This window comes from Neobacillus sp. CF12 (assembly GCF_030348765.1).
In the GTDB taxonomy this organism is placed as follows: domain Bacteria; phylum Bacillota; class Bacilli; order Bacillales; family Cytobacillaceae; genus Neobacillus.
The window spans coordinates 2,593,443-2,612,822 of the sequence record NZ_JAUCEU010000007.1 but is presented as its reverse complement, the minus strand read 5'-3'; the positions used below and the strand labels follow the sequence as shown (position 1 = coordinate 2,612,822).

18 protein-coding genes are annotated in these 19,380 nt (G+C 37.7%); 11 read left to right on the top strand and 7 right to left on the bottom strand.

Annotated elements, in window-relative coordinates:
- Positions 1 to 57: 57 nt before the first annotated feature.
- The gene (locus QUG14_RS12375) at positions 58 to 1,209 is read right to left on the bottom strand and encodes a GGDEF domain-containing protein (RefSeq protein WP_289340852.1); all 1,152 of its coding nucleotides are present in this window, start codon (positions 1,207 to 1,209) and stop codon (positions 58 to 60) included.
- 181 nt (positions 1,210 to 1,390) lie between these two features.
- Here QUG14_RS12375 and QUG14_RS12370 point away from each other — a divergent pair, with 181 nt between their 5' ends.
- The gene (locus tag QUG14_RS12370; RefSeq protein ID WP_289340851.1) at positions 1,391 to 2,392 is read left to right on the top strand and encodes a DoxX family membrane protein; all 1,002 of its coding nucleotides are present in this window, start codon (positions 1,391 to 1,393) and stop codon (positions 2,390 to 2,392) included.
- A gap of 36 nt (positions 2,393 to 2,428) precedes the next feature.
- Here QUG14_RS12370 and QUG14_RS12365 read toward each other — a convergent pair whose 3' ends face one another.
- On the bottom strand, positions 2,429 to 3,094 hold the full coding sequence (locus QUG14_RS12365; protein ID WP_289340850.1) for an FMN-dependent NADH-azoreductase: 666 nt from the start codon (positions 3,092 to 3,094) through the stop codon (positions 2,429 to 2,431).
- 247 nt (positions 3,095 to 3,341) lie between these two features.
- Between QUG14_RS12365 and QUG14_RS12360 the strand changes: the two genes are divergently transcribed.
- Positions 3,342 to 4,367, top strand: coding sequence for a sensor domain-containing diguanylate cyclase (locus QUG14_RS12360; protein WP_289340849.1), 1,026 nt, complete (start codon positions 3,342 to 3,344; stop codon positions 4,365 to 4,367).
- Between the two features lie 58 nt (positions 4,368 to 4,425).
- Here the strand turns inward: QUG14_RS12360 and QUG14_RS12355 are convergent, their stop codons facing one another.
- Complete coding sequence (locus tag QUG14_RS12355) at positions 4,426 to 5,436, bottom strand: DUF1646 family protein (RefSeq protein WP_289340848.1); 1,011 nt, start codon at positions 5,434 to 5,436, stop codon at positions 4,426 to 4,428.
- 302 nt (positions 5,437 to 5,738) lie between these two features.
- Between QUG14_RS12355 and fabF the strand changes: the two genes are divergently transcribed.
- Complete coding sequence (gene fabF, locus QUG14_RS12350; RefSeq protein ID WP_289340847.1) at positions 5,739 to 6,980, top strand: beta-ketoacyl-ACP synthase II; 1,242 nt, start codon at positions 5,739 to 5,741, stop codon at positions 6,978 to 6,980.
- Positions 6,981 to 7,127: 147 nt separating this feature from the next.
- Here the strand turns inward: fabF and QUG14_RS12345 are convergent, their stop codons facing one another.
- Positions 7,128 to 8,231, bottom strand: coding sequence for a metallophosphoesterase (locus tag QUG14_RS12345; protein ID WP_289340845.1), 1,104 nt, complete (start codon positions 8,229 to 8,231; stop codon positions 7,128 to 7,130).
- Between the two features lie 246 nt (positions 8,232 to 8,477).
- Between QUG14_RS12345 and QUG14_RS12340 the strand changes: the two genes are divergently transcribed.
- The 5 genes from QUG14_RS12340 to QUG14_RS12320 are packed head-to-tail and all read left to right on the top strand — an operon-like array spanning position 8,478 to position 11,777.
- Positions 8,478 to 9,155: a hypothetical protein gene (locus tag QUG14_RS12340; protein WP_289340844.1), complete on the top strand. Its 678-nt coding sequence runs from the start codon at positions 8,478 to 8,480 to the stop codon at positions 9,153 to 9,155.
- Between the two features lie 11 nt (positions 9,156 to 9,166).
- Positions 9,167 to 9,397, top strand: coding sequence for a 4Fe-4S dicluster domain-containing protein (locus QUG14_RS12335; protein WP_289340843.1), 231 nt, complete (start codon positions 9,167 to 9,169; stop codon positions 9,395 to 9,397).
- 18 nt (positions 9,398 to 9,415) lie between these two features.
- On the top strand, positions 9,416 to 10,480 hold the full coding sequence (locus QUG14_RS12330; protein WP_289340842.1) for a 3-methyl-2-oxobutanoate dehydrogenase subunit VorB: 1,065 nt from the start codon (positions 9,416 to 9,418) through the stop codon (positions 10,478 to 10,480).
- Positions 10,477 to 11,229, top strand: a complete 753-nt coding sequence (locus tag QUG14_RS12325) for a thiamine pyrophosphate-dependent enzyme (RefSeq protein WP_289340841.1) — start codon at positions 10,477 to 10,479, stop codon at positions 11,227 to 11,229. The genes QUG14_RS12330 and QUG14_RS12325 overlap by 4 nt, the downstream gene beginning before the upstream one ends.
- A gap of 2 nt (positions 11,230 to 11,231) precedes the next feature.
- On the top strand, positions 11,232 to 11,777 hold the full coding sequence (locus QUG14_RS12320; protein ID WP_289340840.1) for a 2-oxoacid:ferredoxin oxidoreductase subunit gamma family protein: 546 nt from the start codon (positions 11,232 to 11,234) through the stop codon (positions 11,775 to 11,777).
- Between the two features lie 65 nt (positions 11,778 to 11,842).
- Here QUG14_RS12320 and QUG14_RS12315 read toward each other — a convergent pair whose 3' ends face one another.
- Positions 11,843 to 12,667: a MerR family transcriptional regulator gene (locus QUG14_RS12315; protein ID WP_289340838.1), complete on the bottom strand. Its 825-nt coding sequence runs from the start codon at positions 12,665 to 12,667 to the stop codon at positions 11,843 to 11,845.
- 119 nt (positions 12,668 to 12,786) lie between these two features.
- Here QUG14_RS12315 and norA point away from each other — a divergent pair, with 119 nt between their 5' ends.
- Positions 12,787 to 13,983, top strand: a complete 1,197-nt coding sequence (gene norA / locus QUG14_RS12310; protein WP_289340837.1) for a multidrug efflux MFS transporter NorA — start codon at positions 12,787 to 12,789, stop codon at positions 13,981 to 13,983.
- A 116-nt stretch (positions 13,984 to 14,099) separates the two neighbouring features.
- Here the strand turns inward: norA and QUG14_RS12305 are convergent, their stop codons facing one another.
- Positions 14,100 to 14,558 (bottom strand): hypothetical protein, encoded by a 459-nt coding sequence (locus QUG14_RS12305; RefSeq protein WP_289340836.1) that lies wholly within the window; start codon positions 14,556 to 14,558, stop codon positions 14,100 to 14,102.
- Positions 14,559 to 14,727: 169 nt separating this feature from the next.
- Between QUG14_RS12305 and QUG14_RS12300 the strand changes: the two genes are divergently transcribed.
- On the top strand, positions 14,728 to 15,069 hold the full coding sequence (locus QUG14_RS12300) for a cupin domain-containing protein (protein ID WP_289340835.1): 342 nt from the start codon (positions 14,728 to 14,730) through the stop codon (positions 15,067 to 15,069).
- Positions 15,070 to 15,919: 850 nt separating this feature from the next.
- Here QUG14_RS12300 and QUG14_RS12295 read toward each other — a convergent pair.
- Complete coding sequence (locus tag QUG14_RS12295; protein WP_289340834.1) at positions 15,920 to 18,100, bottom strand: MMPL family transporter; 2,181 nt, start codon at positions 18,098 to 18,100, stop codon at positions 15,920 to 15,922.
- Positions 18,101 to 18,358: 258 nt separating this feature from the next.
- Between QUG14_RS12295 and QUG14_RS12290 the strand changes: the two genes are divergently transcribed.
- The gene (locus tag QUG14_RS12290) at positions 18,359 to 19,300 is read left to right on the top strand and encodes a DNA-binding transcriptional repressor DeoR (protein ID WP_289340833.1); all 942 of its coding nucleotides are present in this window, start codon (positions 18,359 to 18,361) and stop codon (positions 19,298 to 19,300) included.
- Positions 19,301 to 19,380 lie beyond the last annotated feature (80 nt).

The window sequence follows — 19,380 nt, the reverse complement described above, 5'->3', positions numbered from 1 at the left end:
TGGAAAATGTGGAAATCTATCAAAAAAAGGAAGGCTGTATAAATACAGACCTTCCTTCTATGCAGTTGAGATGGTATTTCTTCCATTCATTTTTGAGGTATACAAGGAAGTATCAGCTAAATGAATTAAATCCTTAGGCTGCTTTTCTAAACTCGGAATAACAGAGGCAATTCCAATACTGATTGTAACGATATCAGATATTTCCGAACTACTATGTTCAATTTTAAGAGATTGAACCTTCCTTTGAACCAGTTCAGCGATAGCAATGCCCCTATCTAACTTTGTTTTGGATAAGACAAGGGCAAATTCCTCACCGCCATATCGACAAAATGTGATATAAGGATTATTAGCAACAAGGTTTTTTATAGCAGAAGTAATCGTTTGCAAGCATTGGTCACCAGCAAGGTGCCCGTAGGTATCGTTGTACTTTTTAAAATAATCAATATCAAACATAAGAAGTGTTAATGGTGAATTGGATGAAGATAACCTAGACCATTCCTTGTTAAGAATCTCATCAAAATGCCTTCTGTTTCCGATTCCAGTCAGCCCATCCATATAGGAAAGACGATTTAGGAGTTCATTTGCTTTGTGAAGTTCTTGTTCACTTTCCTTTAATTTTATTAGACTTAGATTTAATTCTTTTTCTGCAGCATTTGAGTTAGCAATATATACCGATAAGTGATAAGCGAAAAATCCACCGATTAAAGAAATAAGATAATGAAGCAGTAGTACATTTAAGAGCGTATTTGTATCTTCAATATAAATGGCAAAGACAATTGAAATAAAAAATAAACCAATAAGGTTCATAGTAAATGCTTTAATAGTGGGACGGATGTTCAATTTAGAAAACCATCCACATACGATTCCTGTCAGGAGTGCGCTGATGGCTGCAACAAAAGCAGTTTCAGTGATACCAAAAAGAGTAACCCTCCCTAAAGCAATTAGTATAGAAGCAATAATTGCAGGTACAACGCCACCAAAGGCAGCGGCAACGACAATGGCAAGGTGCCGTAAATCAGCAATCGTAGTAGAATTAATTTGAAAACTAAATACCATTAAGATATTTCCAAGAATACCATAGCAAATCCCCCAATAAAGCTTTGTTAAATGTGATGATGAGGGAGATAGTGGCAAATTTTTAAAAATTTGACCCATCACTGTAAATGATGCGATCAGAATAGTTGCATTTGAAAAGAAATCTTTAAACATTCTTGTTCTCCTAAAAATGAAAATGCCCATTTATTTTATTGAAAACTTAATTTCTTCCATCAACTTATTATAGAAGAAAAATAATCTTCTGTGAATTGACAAGTGTAAATATTTCTTAGAATAGAATATTTGGGGTAGTATCGCAAAAACTATATTGATGAATACTTTACGGGAGGATCTAATGAAAAGAAAAGGTAATATCATCATTTTGTTCGTTTTTGTGATTATTTGTTCCCCACTATTTGCGGATGCACATGTAAAATGGTTCACGGAAGTAACACCAGAAAAAGAAGAAATCGAACATATTTTATCACCTTTGTTTATGACACTGACTGTATTGATTGCTGCTTTACTTGCAGTTTTAACGCAGTTATTACCGATACTTGATAAAATTCCAATTACCAAGAGGATTGATACTGTACTCGATAGTCACCGTAAATCTTCAAGATATATTTTAAAATACGGTACTGCTATCGCCTTGCTAATACAGGTTTTGTCAGGGACGATATTTGCACCTGAATTTGCTATCGACAATTCAATCATCAGAATATTAATGTGGGTAACCATTATTCTCCTGTTGATTCCCATTCATTATGCGACAAAAGTTGGAGCTCTACTATTATTAGCCTTATTTATTTTTCAACTGTCTCACTCTGGATTATTTCATATGCTTGATTATGGCTTTTATTTAGCCATTATCGGAGTACTATTAGTGGGAAAAACAAAGTTAGAAGATTGGGGATTTCCTTTTCTTTATTTGGGAACTGGATTGTCACTATGCTGGGTGGCAGTCGAGAAATGGGTCTATCCCGCAATGAGTATGGATATCATTCACGAGCATGCAGTTCCTACATTTGGTTTTCCTCCAGGAACATTTGTCGTACTAGCGGCATTTATTGAATTTGTGGTCGGATATTTACTCGTTGTTGGGATACTAAACCGCCTTTTAGCTTTTGTTTTAACGTTGATTTTTATTTCAACTACGATGTTGTTTGGGGTCACTGAAATTATTGGTCACCTAATGATTCATATTGTCTTAATTATTTTTATCATTGAGGGAGTATCGTTTTATGATCCTCCAATTAATATACATCGGACTAAAATTTCACAAATGGTTTTTGTATTTTTGAATTTTGTATTTACAATAGCAACTTTCCTTTTGATTTATTACCGTTTTGCCTAGAAAAAGCTTCCTGTTAAAGGGAAGCTTTTCTTTATGCTATGACTGAAGAACTTGCATTTTTATCATTTCCTTGGCTGCATCGATCGCTTCTTGTTTCGCCTTTTCAACAATCTCAGAAACTTTTTGAGGGTATAGGTCTAATGCTTCAGCAATAATGGTGTCCATAACCTGAATACCGAGGAATTCAAGTGCGATTCTTAAATAGCGATCGCCACATTCTAACTCCTTCATTGGCGTCCCGGTATAGAGACCACCGCGGGTATTTATATGAATTGCCTTTTTACCAGTGAGAAGCCCCTTTGGACCACTTGCAGTGTGTGCAAACGTCTTACCAGCAATAAACAAGTTATCCAAAAAGGCTTTTAACACAGCCGGAGAACTCAAGTTCCAAATAGGGGAGACGAAAACAAAGTAATCATAAGAAAGGAATTCATCTGCTAGTGCATGCATTTTTAGAATCTTCTCTCTTTCTCCATCTGTTAACTGATCTAATGTATAACCATAGCCAGCTAATTTTCCTCTTGCGGACACTAATTCTGCATCCATATGGGCAATACCATCGAATGAGAATAAATCAATTGTCTTCATTTCCATTTCCGGGCGTTCTTCTTTAATGGTGCTGATAAATGCTTCGCCAATTTTTAGGCCCTTTGACTTCTCTAATCCCTTAGGATTTGCTGTAATATATAGTAGTTTTCCCACGTAAACACATCCCGTCAAGTTAATAAACTCATTAATGCTATTATAAGAAATATTGAATTCCCTAACTTTGTAGAATCAGTGAATATCTTGAACATTAGGTGTCGATTTTTATTTTTCATTTGGGGTGAATTTCGGCTATTGAAAATAATTTTCATTAAATTGTTAGAATTCTTGGTGAAACTTGGATTCTAATTACAATATGATATAGATACAAGTATTTGCAGATTTTACTAAAGGCGGAATTCAAATGAACCAACAAAATTCCCAAATGATTGAACTTAATGAACTAGAGAAATTAAAGCATAGAATAGCAGAATTAGAAAATAGAGAGAAACAGCTTTTAAAGAACCTTCGCTTGAATATTTCTCTGCATTCGAAGATTCTGGATGCGTTACCGATTAATATTTTTTTAGAGGACCCTGAAGGCCGAACGATTTTTGTAAATAATCAGGCTTGTAAAGCGCATGGTGTAACTGCCGAAGAGTTGGTTGGAAAAACGGTGTTTGACTTTTTTCCTAACGACATTGCTATGAAACATCGTGAAATTGACCTTGAGGTATGGGCAAGAAAAATACTTCAAACCAATGAGGTAGCCACAGAATTTCAAGGAAAAAAAGGTCATATGCTTACGGGAAAAACGATTATTCAGCTTGAAGATACAAACAAAGAATATTTACTCGGTTTTGGACTGGATATCACCGATTTGAAGAATGCAGAAGAGAAGATTTTTCATATGGCCTATAATGATGCCTTAACAGGGCTACCTAATCGATGGTTTATTAAATCCTGTTTAAAGAACTTAAACATAGATAAAAAAATACATACGATGAAGGGTGTACTGTTGTTAGATTTAGACCATTTCAAAGTGATTAATGATAGCTTAGGGCATGAAGCGGGAGATCAGTTACTGCAATTAGTTGCCAGCAGGCTGGGAGAAGTAAAGAAAGCTGAGAACGTTTTAGCTCGTTTTGGCGGAGATGAATTTATTATCATTATTCCTGAATTACTATCAACAGACGAGGCTCTTGATGTTGCAGAAGAAATAGTAAAAGTTATGAAAAATCCATTTTTTATTTATGGACAAAAGTTTACGATTTCACCAAGTATCGGTATTAGTTTGTATCCAAATCATGGTGAAGATATGGAAACACTAATAAAGAATGCTGACCTTGCGATGTATCCCTCTAAGGAGCAGGGAAGAAATTGCTACTCCTTATTTACACCCTTAATGAAAGAGAAAGCTATTGTTTGTATGAGCATGCTGATAAAATAAAAAAGAATCGTACCCAACTTTGAGTGGATTCGATTCTTTTTTTTCTGCATTTGATTTATTAAATAATAAACAAAATAACAAAATAAATAGCCATGGTTATAAGTCCAACGGGGACTCCAAAGCTTGCCCATTCTTTACTGGTAATGTTGAGTTTTCCTGCTGCTATAATATTTGGTATATTACCAGGTATTAGCATACCACCACTAATAATTAGCCCCATCAACACAGCCTGAATGGTTGCTTGGTCCATTGCTGGACTAATTTCAGCTGCTGCCAAGGTAGCATTATCTAAAATAGCGGAAATCATATTAATCCAATAAAGCAGCATTGGATGAAGTCCTAGAATGTATTCATTAATTAACGGTTCAAATCCATGACCAAGGAAGGTTAAACCCATAACAAATAAGTAGATTTTGGCTGATCGAATAATAATTTCTTTATAGCTCTCTACTTTTTGTTCTGCCTCCAAACCTTCAGCGCTTTGTTGTGGTTTAACTAAGAATATTGTCAATATACCAAAAATCACAACGGCAGGAATCACTTCAGGACCAATTAATTTCAATAAGTAGAAGAAGTCTTCATTTAACTTACTAAGAGTGATGGTTGCTAAAGGCTCACCGATGGGTGTGAGTGCTGCACCAAGACCGATCGAAAAACAAGCTAATACGGTAAAGCGGATTTCGGATTTACGGTCGAGTGGGAGGACATTAATGATGATAACGAGCACAATTGCAGCGATAATAGCCGTAATAACGCTAGATGCAAGTCCTAAAATAATGACCGTTAGTCCAAAGAATATCCTAGGAGAAAGGATTCTGTTCATCCATAATATTGATTTTTCTAACTGAACTTGTCCCCATTTACAGATTAATCCTGCTATTAAGACAGCTAGAGTGATATTGATAGGATCAATTAAAGCTTTTTCGATTAAATGAAGATTCATCATGCCGCTTATAGAAGCTGCCATAATTCCCATTACAAATAGAAATAATTCCAAATTGTGTTCGACCTTTTTTACTGAAAAAGGTAAAAATAAAACCAAAATTAAAATAATTATTAATCCAACCAATCATACCAAGTCCCTTGTCTTTTTTGTTTAATCGAAAAACTATAAATCCATTATAAACTTTTCGATTGGTTTTTAACAGAATATTAGGTTACTTATAAATTGTACTATTAGATATATAACGAAATTATCTTAAATATTTAAACAAATGTCAAAAAATCTTCCATTGATGAAGTACGTTTTCATTAAATTTACTGCAAGTCAAATCTACCGAAGTAAATTAATTTGTCCCGTTGCTCTGATTTCGTTAAACTATAGAAAGAGTGTAAGAATCATCCAAAAATCTATTTGGGAGTGAGCATTTAATGAATAAAAGAGTAGTGATTACAGGTATTGGAGCAGTCACTCCTTTGGGAAATGATGCTCATACATCATGGGAACAAATTAAGCGTGGTGTTTCCGGTATTGCCCCTGCAACCCTTTTTGATGTAGAAAAGGTTGACGTCAAAATTGCAGCGGAAGTTAAAGGCTTTGCACCAGAAGAGTTTATGGACAAAAAAGAAGCCAGAAGGATGGGTCGTTATAGCCAGTTTGCTATTGCAGCAAGTCAAATGGCTGTTAAGGATGCTGGGATTCAAATTGGAGAGGGGATACAACCAGAACGAGTCGGAGTTTGGATTGGATCAGGAATTGGCGGCTTGGCTGAATTTGAGGAACAACATCGGAAGTTTATTGAAAAAGGCCAACGAAGGGTTAACCCGTTTACGATACCCATGTTTATTCCCGATATGGCGGCAGGCCAAGTATCCATTTCACTTGGTGCTAAAGGAATCAACAATTGTTCGGTTACAGCATGTGCTTCTGGTGCCAATTCCATTGGTGATGCTTTCCGCGTGATTCAAAAGGGGGATGTGGATGTGATGATTGCTGGAGGAACGGAAGCAACCATTACCGGAATGACGGTTGCGGGATTCTCAAATATGACCGCACTTTCAAAAAATCCAGATCACGCCACAGCGAGCAGACCTTTTGATAAGAATCGTGATGGATTTGTCATTGGGGAAGGCGCGGGTATCGTGGTATTAGAAGAATTAGAACATGCATTAGCTCGAGGCGCTGCCATTTATGGAGAATTAGTGGGGTACGGAGCGACAGGGGACGCCCATCATATTACAACTCCAGCACCAGAAGGAGAAGGGGCAGGAAGAGCTATGAAATTAGCATTAGCAGATGCCGGAATTACTCCTGAACAAGTCGACTATATCAATGCTCATGGCACGTCGACTCATTATAATGATTTGTATGAAACGTTAGCTATTAAAGAAGTTTTTAAAGAACATGCCTATAAGTTATCTGTCAGTTCCACAAAATCAATGACCGGCCACCTATTAGGAGCAACTGGGGCAATAGAGGCGATTTTTTCTCTTTTAGCGATCAAGGATGGAATCATTCCTCCAACGATTAATTATCAAACACCTGATGAACAACTGGATTTAGATTATGTCCCTAATGTCTCAAAGATGCAGGAAGTTCGCGTCGTTTTATCTAACTCATTAGGATTTGGCGGTCATAATGCGACTTTGATTTTTAAAAAGTTTACCGAATAAATATCGTAACCATCGTCACTATAGAGCTCTATAAAGACCGAGAAAAAAAGAAGAGGCAACGGTAACTATTAGAGCTCTAGAGTGACTGAAACAAGAAAAGTAGAATCTGCGGTCACGAACTAGCTTATTTTTCATCGATTAAAATTGCTATATCCCAAGCTTCTTTAAAAAGTCAACCGTTTCCTGGTGTTCAGGTTTAATTAGTTTTAATAATTTTTTATCTGTCTTAATTAAAGAGTTTCCATTTTCGTCAGCAATAGGTCTTGTAAATGCTGTACTTTTTAAAACTTTCCATTTTCCAGCCTGAACTTCAAGCTGCAGATCAATAACTCCCAGCCTGCTTCCAAAGGCACCGGCCATGACAACTGGCTTTCCCTTGATTTTTCCTTCATCAATATTTGTCTTAGGTAAATCCTTGTAGGCGCGTCCAGGGAAAATACCATGAGAGTGCCCGGCAAGAATGGCATCAATATCTTGAATCTCACTTAGATAATAGACTGCATTTTCCGTTTCAGAATGGTATGGTTCACTATCAATACCTGTGTGGGCAAGTGCGACAATAATATCTGCACCCTCAGCTTTCATCCTTGGAACAAATTCCTTTGCACTTTCCACAATCGGCCGTGCAATCACTTTACCTTCTAAATTTGCCTTATCCCATCTCATAATTTGAGGCGGCATGAATCCAATAACCCCAATATTTAATTCATGATTTTGCCCCTGATTGTCCACAACACTCCTTTTTAAAATAACATAAGGCTTAAAGTAAGGTTTATTGGTTTTTGCTTTATATACGTTTGCATTAACCACGGGCATTTTTGGACCCTTTAGTGCATTTCTTAGAAACTTCAGCCCATAATTTAGCTCATGATTGCCGATTGCAATCGCATCATATTTTAGATAATTAAAGGCACTGTACACGGGATGTATTTTTCCTTTTTGAATACCTTTAATTCTCACCAAGTATTCACCAAGCGGGTTGCCTTTTAAATGGTCACCGTTATCAAACAGTAGGGAATTCACTGCCTCACTTCTTGCCTGATGAATAAGGCTGGAGGTCTTCACGAGCCCAATCGTATTGTCTGTTTTCGTCTGGTAATAATCATAATTCACTAAGGAAGCATGTAAATCCGTCGTCTCGAGGATTCGTAAATCGACGACTCCAGTGTTTTCTGCACGCATGTTAGAAGGAAATAGAGTTGCAGAGACGATAAACACGAAGAGTAAAAGGAAAAACTTTTTATTGTTCATAAACGTCAGCCCCTTCTAAAATGTTAATTTGTGTTATTATTTGGCAGACTTTATCTGTTCATACATGAGAATATCGGAATCATAGATATCCCTAAAAAGAACTCTCAGAGGAACAACCCATGTTCATTAAACTGTGACATTGGTCAACACAGATTTGTAAAAAGTTACTTTATAATAAAGTATATAATCGGTATTTGTTAGAATGTAAACGTTTACGCAGACTATGTTAAGGGGGTGTTAATCACATTGGAATTCAAAAGAAGAATCACTATTCTATCCGGTCACTTTGGGAGTGGCAAAACAGAGATTGCAATCAACCTGGCATTGAATGAGAAAGAGATACATAACAAAGTAGCTGTTAACGATTTAGATATTATTAACCCTTATTTTCGTTCTAGGGATGTTTCCAATCTTTTCGAGCAGCAGGGTATTGAATTAATCGCTCCTGCCAACCGCCTGGCAACTTCGGATTTACCCATTGTTTCGGGAGAAATCTATCGTGTTTTACATGATCATCGCTATCGAGTGATCATCGACGCAGGCGGCGATAAAGATGGAGCAATGGCTTTGGGGCAGTATTATCATGAATGGAAGCATTTAGAACCTGAGTTGTTATTCGTTTTAAATGCGAACCGTCCATATCTCAGTACCTTAGAAGGAGCAAGGTATACGATTGAGGAAATTGAAAAGGCTGCTCGTTTAAAGGTAACGGGAATCATCAATAATTCCAATATCGGCAGTGAAACGAGCATGGCCGAAATCCAGAGCGGATATGAATTAAGTGAGAAAATATCAAACATGCTTTCAATCCCGCTGCTATATACAACCATATCTGTGGATTTAGAAAAGGAAGCCAATTGTTTTGTAAATAGCCATCAGGTAATGTTCATCAAGCGCTTTATGAATTTACCTTGGGAAGGATAGGAGGGGTAACAGTGGAAAAGCGAGTTGTGTTTAATGAGGATATTTGTAAATCGTGCGGACTTTGTGTTCAGGTATGCCCGACGAACGTTATTTTTCTAGCAGACTATTTAAATGGAAAAGGTTATCGTCCAGCGGCCGTAATCGATCAGGAACATTGTATTAGTTGTGCAAAATGTGCGCAGATATGCCCGGATTGTGTCATTTCCGTCTACAGACCAGTAAAGGTGTTGCAAACTGTTTAATTTGAAAGGGGTTTATGTATGGGAAAAGTATTAATGAAGGGGAATGAAGTAATCGCTGAAGCAGCGGTCCAGGCAGGTTGTAACTACTTTTTTGGCTATCCGATTACACCCCAAAGTGAGCTTGTAGCATATATGGCGAGAAGACTTCCAGAGGTTGGTGGATTATTTCTTCAAGCTGAAAGTGAAATCGCTGCGATCAATATGGTTTATGGTGCTGCTGGGACGGGAGTCAGGGTTATGACCTCCTCTTCAAGTCCTGGTTTTAGCTTAAAACAGGAAGGTATTTCTTATTTAGTAGGTTCGGAGCTTCCTGCTGTCGTGGTAAACATCGTTCGAGGAGGTCCTGGCTTAGGGAATATCCAGCCTGCCCAGTCTGATTACTTCCAGGTAACAAAAGGCGGCGGTCATGGCGACTATAATATCCCCGTGTTAGCGCCAGCCTCTTTACAAGAAATAGTTGAATTAACAAGTGAGGCATTTGACATTGCAGACCGCTACCGAACACCCGTGATTCTTATGGGGGATGGGATGCTTGGGCAAATGATGGAGCCGGTTGAGTTTGGAGAGCGGACACAACCTGAACTGCCAGAAAAGAATTGGGCAACTACCGGAACCCGCGGAGACGGGCAGAGAAGAATTATCACCTCACTGGAATTGAATGCAGAGGCGCTAGAAACCCGTAACGAAGCTTTACAAAAAAAGTTTGCAAGAATAAAAGAAAATGAGGTTCGCTACGAAATCTACCAAACGGGAGATGCTGACTATATAATGGTTGCATTTGGCACAGTTGCTCGAATTACGATGAATGCTATTCATAAAGCAAGGCAGCAAGGTTTAAAAGTAGGACTAATCCGTCCAATTTCGCTGTGGCCATTCCCTGAAAAGCCTTTTATCGAAACGAGAGATCGAGTGAAGGGATATATTTCCGTAGAAATGAGTGCCGGGCAGATGGTTGAGGATGTAAGATTAGCCGTTAACGGTCATGCAGAGGTTGATTTTTACGGACGAACCGGCGGAGTTGTGCCGACACAGGAAGAAATTTATCAAAAGCTTTTATCTGTAACCGGGGGGATCACGGTATGACCATGAAAACAGTTTTAAAAAAAACAAACGGATTAACCGATAACCCTACACATTACTGTCCTGGCTGCACACACGGCGTCATCCACCGTCTTGTAGGTGAGGTTTTGGAAGAAATGGATATTTTAGAGGATACGATTGGGGTTGCCTCTGTCGGGTGTTCGGTTTTATCCTATGAATATTTTAATTGTGATATGACCCAGGCGGCTCATGGCCGTGCTCCCGCTGTTGCGACAGGTGTGAAAAGGGTGCTGCCTGATCGCTTTGTATTTACTTATCAAGGTGATGGGGACCTTGCTTCAATCGGCATAAGCGAAGTCATTCATGCTGCGGCTAGAGGAGAAAAAATTACAGTTATCTTTGTTAATAATGCAATCTATGGAATGACTGGCGGACAAATGGCGCCGACTACCTTGATTGGACAAAAAACTGCTACTACACCTTTTGGACGCGATGAAAGTATTCAAGGCTCACCGATAAAAGTCTGTGAAATGCTGGCAACTTTAGATGGAACTGCCTACATTGAAAGGGTATCAGCACATGATGTGCCACATATCCAAAAGGCAAAACGTGCGATTCGGAAAGCGTTTGAAGCACAAAAAAAAGGACTTGGCTTTTCTATGGTGGAGATATTATCAACCTGCCCGACAAACTGGGGACTTGATCCTTTCGAATCCCTTGAATGGGTAAAAGATAATATGATTCCTGCCTATCCTCTTGGCGTTTACAAGAATAAAGAGGGGGGCAAGTAACCATGTTGGAGGAAATCATTATTGCGGGATTTGGTGGACAGGGTGTTATGTCAATGGGTCAACTGTTAGCATATGCCGGCATGCTCGAAGGGAAAGGCGTTTCATGGCTGCCATCCTATGGTCCTGAACAACGCGGGGGAACAGCAAATTGTGCGGTGGTAGTATCCGATGAAACCGTGGGTTCCCCGCTTGTCACAAATCCTTCAACAGCAATAGTTTTAAATAATCCATCCTTTGATAAATTTGAGTCGCGCGTACGTCCAGGGGGATTATTAATTATTAATTCATCATTGGTGACAAGAGTTTCAAAACGCAGCGATATTGAAATGATTGAATTGACCGCTACCGATATGGCAGCTGACCTTGGAAATGCACGTGTCGCAAATATGATTTTATTAGGCGCGTTCATCGAACGAACCAAGGTCGTTTCAAGTGATGCCATCATCGAATCCTTGAAAAAAGTCCTGTCAAAAGGAAAGCACCATTTAATCGAAGTTAACAAACAAGCACTCAATAAGGGGAAAACCATGGTTTCCATTAGAGTATAGTAAAATAAAAAGCTTGGGTTTCATTTACCCAAGCTTATTTATCCAAGAATTAATAGAAAAACTCTCTATTTATTTACTTGGATCATAATTTTGGTGACGTAATCTTCATTATGATTCATGACCACTGTATCATAAATATACTCTTCAAAAACAAAATCACCTAAGGCTAAATTTAAACGATCCATCTCCGAAAATAGTCGCCTATATGTTTTATGTATTGTCTTTTCATCCCCAATATGATATCCAATTAGAAAATCACCCGTTACACTTTTAAAATACGGATACCCTTCCTTTGGATTTGGCTGCTCCATATATAAATAGCTGTAATTTGTAAATTCTCCTTTTAGGACTTGCTCCCGTTTCGTTATAACACCTATTGGATATCCAGTATCAAGTTTTGATAGGGACAATTCATTTATAAAATCTGAAACGACCTCTACAAATTCTTCATCTTTTATATTTTCAATATTTCTACTTAAATAAAGTGTTACTTCTGGTAATTGTTCCAGCGTAACTTGGTGAAAATCAAGGAGTGACGCTTCTTCCATTAAGGCTATTTTTGAATCAATTATTTTTTTCTTCGCTTCAATCTCCTGAAGCTTTTCCACAATCTCTTTCTTTTTTTGGTACATTAAGGACAAAAAACTTTCAGGCGTTTTATTTTGTGTATATTCTTGGATATCGTTTAGTGACATACCAATTTCCTTTAATAAATCAATAACAAAGAATAGCTCTATCTGTCGTATTGAATAAAACCGGTAACCTTTTTCGTTTTTCAATACTGGGGAAAAAAGCCCAATTTGATCGTAATAAAAGAGAGTTTGTTTGTTTACTCTGCATAGCTTTGCAAATTCACCTGTGGTTAAATACTTTCCATTTTTATTATTCATTTTTAATACTCCACTCTTGACTATATAGTTACTATATACACTACGATGGAATTTGTAAATAAATGAAAACAGTACTAATTGTGTTGCTGTAATTAGTCTTGTTAAGGAGAATGTAAAATATGAAGACTCATAATGTCACTTTAGCATTATTATTAATAAATTTATTCATTGCCTTTTTGGGTATTGGTCTTGTAATTCCAGTCTTACCCACGTTGATGAACGAATTAGGGATTACTGGAACAACTATTGGTTATTTAACAGCAGCATTTGCCATTGCTCAATTAATCGTTTCACCCTTTGCAGGGAAAGCTGCAGATAAATTCGGCAGGAAAATTATGATTGTCATTGGTTTATTTATTTTCGGGATATCCGAATTTTTATTCGGAATCGGAAAAGAAATCGAAATGTTATTTTTCTCTCGTATTTTAGGTGGAATTAGTGCTGCGTTCATTATGCCTGCCGTTACAGCCTTTATTGCTGATATTACAAATTTGGATACTCGCCCGAAAGCGCTAGGTTATATGTCAGCTGCGATTAGTACAGGATTTATTATTGGTCCAGGAATTGGAGGATTTTTAGCGGAATTTGGAACACGTATTCCATTCTTCTTTGCGGGAGCACTAGGAACAATCGCTGCTATACTCTCTATTATTCTATTATCTGAGCCAATTCGTAAGGAAGAGCATAATGAACAAGACTCAGCTGGAAATCTTGGCTATAAACGTATTTTTGCCCCAAAATATCTTCTTGCGTTTATTTTAATTTTTATTGCCTCATTTGGTTTAGCAGCTTTTGAATCGTTCTTTAGTCTATTTGTGGACCATAAATTTCAGTTTAAACCATCCGATATAGCCATTGTGATAACAGGAGGTGCAATTTTTGGAGCAGTTTCCCAAGTCGTTTTATTTGATAGGCTTACACGTATTTGGGGGGAAATAAAGCTGATTCAATATAGCTTAATATTATCAGCCTTACTTGTCTTTTTAATGACTGTTGTTCATTCATACTTCTCAATTTTACTTGTGACATTTATTGTTTTTGTAGGATTTGATTTATTCCGACCAGCGGTTACTTCATACCTTTCGAATATCGCTGGAAACGAACAAGGTTTTGTTGGTGGAATGAACTCTATGTTTACAAGTTTAGCAAACATTAGTGGACCCATTATAGGGGGAATATTATTTGATATAGATATTAACTACCCTTACTATTTTGCGACAGTGATTCTATTTCTAGGAATCGTCATTACATGGGTTTGGAAGAAGCAAGCAAGTAGTTTATCAAAAGAAGTGAAGGCGAGTGTAGCTGATTTTTAGCTTTTACCCTAAAAGAATTTGTTTACTGTACTAAGAAAATATGTGATCCTTACTAAAAAGATCTGGCTGCAAAATTGCAGCCTTTTCCTGCGGAATCGCATAATCAAAATCCAGTTTCAGTTACTGGATTTTGATTGAGATATGAACAATTGGTAAGGGTAAATAAAAAGAGCAAAACAAATCGAAATGAAAAAGACGTGTTTAGACTTGAAATTTACTAATTTATATACTCTTAATCTTTGCATTAACCAGTTGATTGGAAAGGCTAGAAATAAGTCCATCACCGTATTAGTCAACAGGTATAACCAGAATTTTCCGAAAGTCAAACGGAAAATCCAAATGGTTCCTATAAAAAAGGGTCCTAATATAAAGCTTACATCATTGATAACTTTATTTAGTAACCCGCCCTTTACTGTCCACCATTTAAAAGGAACAGATAACATACAATTAATAGCAACAAGTAAGGACGCGAAGATTGCAACGGGTGTATATTTTTTAAACACATTTTTGGGAATAAAGAAAACAGTTAACCACGGGATTACTAAAAGACCGATTCTAATTATTGCTACCAACATTTTTATGCTCCTTAGTTGTTTTCCTTTATGTTGCTTACAATAGCAAAAACTATACTTTGTCTTTTTAACTCCTTGAAACGATTAGAAATAATAAACAGTGATACGCTTCACTTAATTGAAAATGATTTTCAGTTAAGATATAGGTAGAGATCACTAGGAGGGAAAAAGGATGGAAAAAAATTCAGTTAAAGCCTACCAAGAGTTCAGCGAAGAGAGATTTACAAAACGGATTATTTACAAAAAAGGTGAAACGACAGCATTTGTGTTAAATTTCATGCCTGGACAACAGCTTCCCGTTCATAAGCATCCTGGAACAGAAGTTTATCTTTATGTCGTCACTGGGAATGGTACCTTCATTATCGATGGTCAGGAAACGCCAGTATCAGATGCAGATTTGGTTCATGTAGGCGGGGACGAGGAGCTTGCCTTTAACAATAATGGCAGTGAACCTGTCAGCTTATATGTTGTGTTAAGTAAAGTACCTAGCGAACAATACGCAAAAAATATCTAACTCTTTAGTAACTTGCTCCAAATGCTAAAATGTCCTTCATCGGTGTTATGAAGGACATTTCGTATTTAAGCATAGAAATCGGCGGTATAAAGGACTAATCATGAGCAATCATAGAAAGATTAGTCCTTCATCGGCGGTATGAAGGACAGATCATGAGCAATCTAGAAAGATTAGTCCTTCATCGGAGGTATGAAGGACAAATCATAAGCGACCATACAAAGATTAGTCCTTAATCGGCGGTATGAAGGACAAATCATTAGTTAACATACAAAGATTAGTCCTTAATCGGCGGTATGAAGGACAGATCATGAGCAATCTAGAAAGATTAGTCCTTCATCGGTGGTATGAAGGACTAATCATTAGTTAATATACAAAGATTAGTCCTTCATCGGTGGTATGAAGGACTAATCATTAGTTAATATACAAAGATTAGTCCTTCATCGGCGGTATGAAGGACAAATCATTAGTTAACATACAAAGATTAGTCCTTAATCGGCGGTAATGAAGGACAAATCATAAGCGACCATACAAAGATTAGTCCTTAATCGGCGGTATGAAGGACAAATCATAAGCGAGAATAGAAAGATTAGTCCTTAATCGGCGGTATGAAGGACAAATCATAATCGACCATACAAAGATTAGTCCTTAATCGGCGGTATGAAGGACAAATCATAAGCGAGCATAGAAAGATTAGTCCTTAATCGGCGGTATGAAGGACAAATCATAAGCGAGCATAGAAAGATTAGTCCTTAATCGGCGGTATGAAGGACAAATCATTAGTTAGCATAGAAAGATTAGTCCTTAATCGTTAAAATGAAGGACAAAAAAACTATCAGTATCGGAACTGAGTCTATATATCAGGCTGGCTTTTTCTTTCCTTCGTTTGTGCTTTATTCTTAAGTCCAAAAAACCACCAGTTCCAATCCCCGAACAACTTCATTAAAGCAGGAACCAGAGCCATCCGTACGATGGTGGCGTCAATGAAAATCGCAATCGCAATGCCGACGCCAAGCTGTTTAATCGGCATGACGCCTGTAAAAGCAAAAGCGCCTGTTACCACAATCATAATCGCGGCAGCAGAGGTAATAATTTTACTCGTGTAGGTTAACCCCGATATCGTGGCTTCTGTATTATCTCCTGTTTTTAAATAAAACTCCTGAATCCTCGAAATTAGGAAAACTTCGTAGTCCATTGACAGTCCAAAAACGAGCGTAAACACAAAGACGGGTAAGATTAACGCAATATCGACGGGCTCGATACCAAAATGCCCCTTCTGAAAAATCCAGACAACAATCCCGAACGTACAGCTTAGACTCAAGATATTCATTAATATAGCCTTCAAAGGAATGAGGATTGACCTGAAAGCAGCCATGAGAATGAAGAAGGTTGAAACAACAATTAATAATAACCCGTATGGCGCTTTCTTAAATATCTCATCAAAGATCTCCTGTTCGAATTTTATCGAACCACCAAAATGGGTGGTCAACTCACTGTCACGATTTGACCAGTCACGAACCCACTTTCTAGCCGCTGCCGAATGGTCAGTCGTTTTTAAATAAACCTCAATCAGCATTTTATTGTCTCTGACAAAATAGTCTAGTATTGGAGTTGTCTGTTCTTTTGGCCCAAAAGATAGCGTTTGAGACAATTCTTTCTCATCGGCAATGCCCGTTACCGAAAACGGAGAATCAACGGTATCAACTAGTTTTTCCTTCTCAAGGCTCTTTATATAGTTGCTGACCTTCATAAGGTTTTCCATTTCTAAAATAGATCCTTCAGTTTCAAGTACGATGGTTACTTTGTTATCGGTTCGTTTATCTTTAGAAATAAAATGATGCTCAAAGGTCTCAAAAGCGACTCTGGATGGATATTTAGCTGGGAGTGATTCTGTACCTGGAATCGACATCGTCATTTGTGCAACCGGAATAAGTCCGGCTAACAGAATGGCTAGGGATACTCCTGCCATCAGAATAGGATGTCTCATCACAAACGTGGCAAATCGATGCCATAGACTTGTGTTTGAATCCTTTGCCCGAATAATACTAAACTTATTAATTCTTGTTCCGATTACAGCCAGCAGAGCTGGGAGAAAGGTCAAAGCACAAAAGGCTGAAATAAATACGACGGCCATACCGCCTAATGCAACATTTTGAAAAATATCGATTTTAATAAACCATAGAGCGGATAAGCCAATAAAAACGCAAAGTCCTGAAAAAATAATCGAACGCCCGGCCGTTGCCACACTGATCTCTATTGCTTCACGGATGGATTTGGTATGTAATTCTTCTTTGTAGCGGTTAATTAACAATAGAGCAAAGTCAATACTTAGAGCGAGCCCGATCATGGGAACGATATTTAAAATAAAGATGGTCAAATCGGCACGATAACTAAAAAAGAAAACTGCACCCATTGTTGCGAGAATCGATACAACACCGATCACAATTGGGATTGAGGCTGCAATTAACCCTCCGAACGCTAGGACTAAGACTAATAGGGCAATCGGCAGTCCGATCATTTCAGCCTTGGCTAAATCCTCTTGGCTGGCAATATTAAGGTCTTGAACAATAATCGGTTCACCTGTCATGGTAACGGTTAGTCCCTGTTTATTTTTAAGAAGCTTGTTCAATTGTTCAATCTCATTGCCGAGCTCCTCTGCTTTTTTATCAAAAGCCAATACACCATAGGCAACTTCATCTTTGATCATTCCTTCCCGGTCAAATGGACTAGTAATGCTTTTGGCATCGTCGAAGTTTTTTAGATCTTCAAAGGTTGCTTTAATAAATTGATTCCAGTCACGCTCAGTAACGGTACGCTCTCTTCCGAAGACAAGGATAATGGATGACTTGGCTTGTCCAAAATCCTCTTCAAGGAGCATTCTTGTTTTGTTATATTCACCTTTGTATTCAAAGCCGTTGCCACTTAATACAGAAGGTAGTTTTAAGGCGAAAACTACCGATAGTGCAATGATAAGCAGCCATAGCGCCAGTACCGTTTTTCGGTAACGGTATATGAGTCCTCCGATTTTCCCCATTTTGTGACCTCCTTCTTGTAGGAAATATATCCCTGAACTTAGTATAGCAAAATCGGAAATTAGTGGTGGTTGACTATTTCGTGTCAAGGTAATGTACGTAGTAAATATGATAAGAATGATTCCCTCATTTATGAATGAAAATGCAACAGAAGTAAGGTAAAAATGTTCATTTGTGGTTTTACAAATGTAAAAGTATTAGGGGATTCTCTTCACTTCTTGTTATAATATTAAAAAAAGTGGAAACAAAGGTGATGAAAAGTGGACCGAGAAAAACTTAGCAAGGTGATAGAAGCTGCAAAACTATATTATTTATTGGATTATAATCAAAACGAAATAGCTGAGAAATTAGGTGTTTCACGCCCTACAGTGTCCCGTTTATTACAGCAGGCAAAAAGTGAAGGAATCGTTCAAATCAACATCATGGATCCATATGAAGACGTTGAAAATCTGGCTCGCGAGTTAGAAATTAGGTTCAATTTGAAAAGGGCAATTGTTACGCCTATTCCGCAATTTGAAAATCATATTATCAAAAATTACCTTGGGGAAAAGGCAGCATTGTATCTTGATGAAATTGTAAAGGACCAAGACATTATTGGGGTCACGTGGGGAACAACGTTGTATCATATTGCGGTTGAGTTGAGGCAGAAATATGTCAAAGACGTGAAGGTTGTTCAGCTAAAGGGCGGCGTAAGCCATGCTGAAACGAATACGTATGCGTCGGAAATCCTGTACCTTTTTGGCAAAGCATACAATACTACACCACTTAATCTTCCCTTGCCGGCGATTGTAGACCATGTTGTCGTGAAGCAGGCAATGGAGGCTGACAGGCATATTCATAAAATCCTTGACCTTGGCAAAAAGGCCAATATCGCTGTGTTTACCATTGGATCGATTAAAAAGGACTCATTATTGTTCCAAATGGGGTATTTTACAGAAAGTGATCAAAAGGCTCTAAACGAAAAGGCGGTCGGGGATATTTGTTCACGTTTCTTTGATAAAGATGGTGAAGTGTGTAATGAAAGTCTGAACGAAAGAACGCTGGGAGTTAAATTAGAGGATTTACGGAACAAGGAATACTCGATTCTTGTTGCAGGCGGACCGAATAAAATTGAGGGCATATATGGTGCTTTAAAGGGGAATTATGCCAATGTGTTAATAACAGATCAATTCTCTGCTAAGTTCCTTCTGGATAAAAAGTAAATAATTTACTCGACAAAACATTAAAGTTTTACATTTGTTCAAATATGCATTTACATATGTGCAGTCATTTTGTTATAGTT

What these genes read in the sequence shown, in the direction of transcription:
- QUG14_RS12295 (WP_289340834.1), bottom strand. Translation starts at nt 18,100, where the DNA reads ATGGGGAAAATCGGAGGACTCATATACCGTTACCGAAAAACGGTACTG.
- QUG14_RS12370 (WP_289340851.1), top strand. Translation starts at nt 1,391, where the DNA reads ATGAAAAGAAAAGGTAATATCATCATTTTGTTCGTTTTTGTGATTATT.
- norA (WP_289340837.1), top strand. Translation starts at nt 12,787, where the DNA reads ATGAAGACTCATAATGTCACTTTAGCATTATTATTAATAAATTTATTC.
- QUG14_RS12325 (WP_289340841.1), top strand. Translation starts at nt 10,477, where the DNA reads ATGACCATGAAAACAGTTTTAAAAAAAACAAACGGATTAACCGATAAC.
- QUG14_RS12330 (WP_289340842.1), top strand. Translation starts at nt 9,416, where the DNA reads ATGGGAAAAGTATTAATGAAGGGGAATGAAGTAATCGCTGAAGCAGCG.
- QUG14_RS12305 (WP_289340836.1), bottom strand. Translation starts at nt 14,558, where the DNA reads ATGTTGGTAGCAATAATTAGAATCGGTCTTTTAGTAATCCCGTGGTTA.
- QUG14_RS12300 (WP_289340835.1), top strand. Translation starts at nt 14,728, where the DNA reads ATGGAAAAAAATTCAGTTAAAGCCTACCAAGAGTTCAGCGAAGAGAGA.
- QUG14_RS12375 (WP_289340852.1), bottom strand. Translation starts at nt 1,209, where the DNA reads ATGTTTAAAGATTTCTTTTCAAATGCAACTATTCTGATCGCATCATTT.
- QUG14_RS12320 (WP_289340840.1), top strand. Translation starts at nt 11,232, where the DNA reads ATGTTGGAGGAAATCATTATTGCGGGATTTGGTGGACAGGGTGTTATG.
- fabF (WP_289340847.1), top strand. Translation starts at nt 5,739, where the DNA reads ATGAATAAAAGAGTAGTGATTACAGGTATTGGAGCAGTCACTCCTTTG.
- QUG14_RS12315 (WP_289340838.1), bottom strand. Translation starts at nt 12,667, where the DNA reads ATGAATAATAAAAATGGAAAGTATTTAACCACAGGTGAATTTGCAAAG.
- QUG14_RS12345 (WP_289340845.1), bottom strand. Translation starts at nt 8,231, where the DNA reads ATGAACAATAAAAAGTTTTTCCTTTTACTCTTCGTGTTTATCGTCTCT.
- QUG14_RS12360 (WP_289340849.1), top strand. Translation starts at nt 3,342, where the DNA reads ATGAACCAACAAAATTCCCAAATGATTGAACTTAATGAACTAGAGAAA.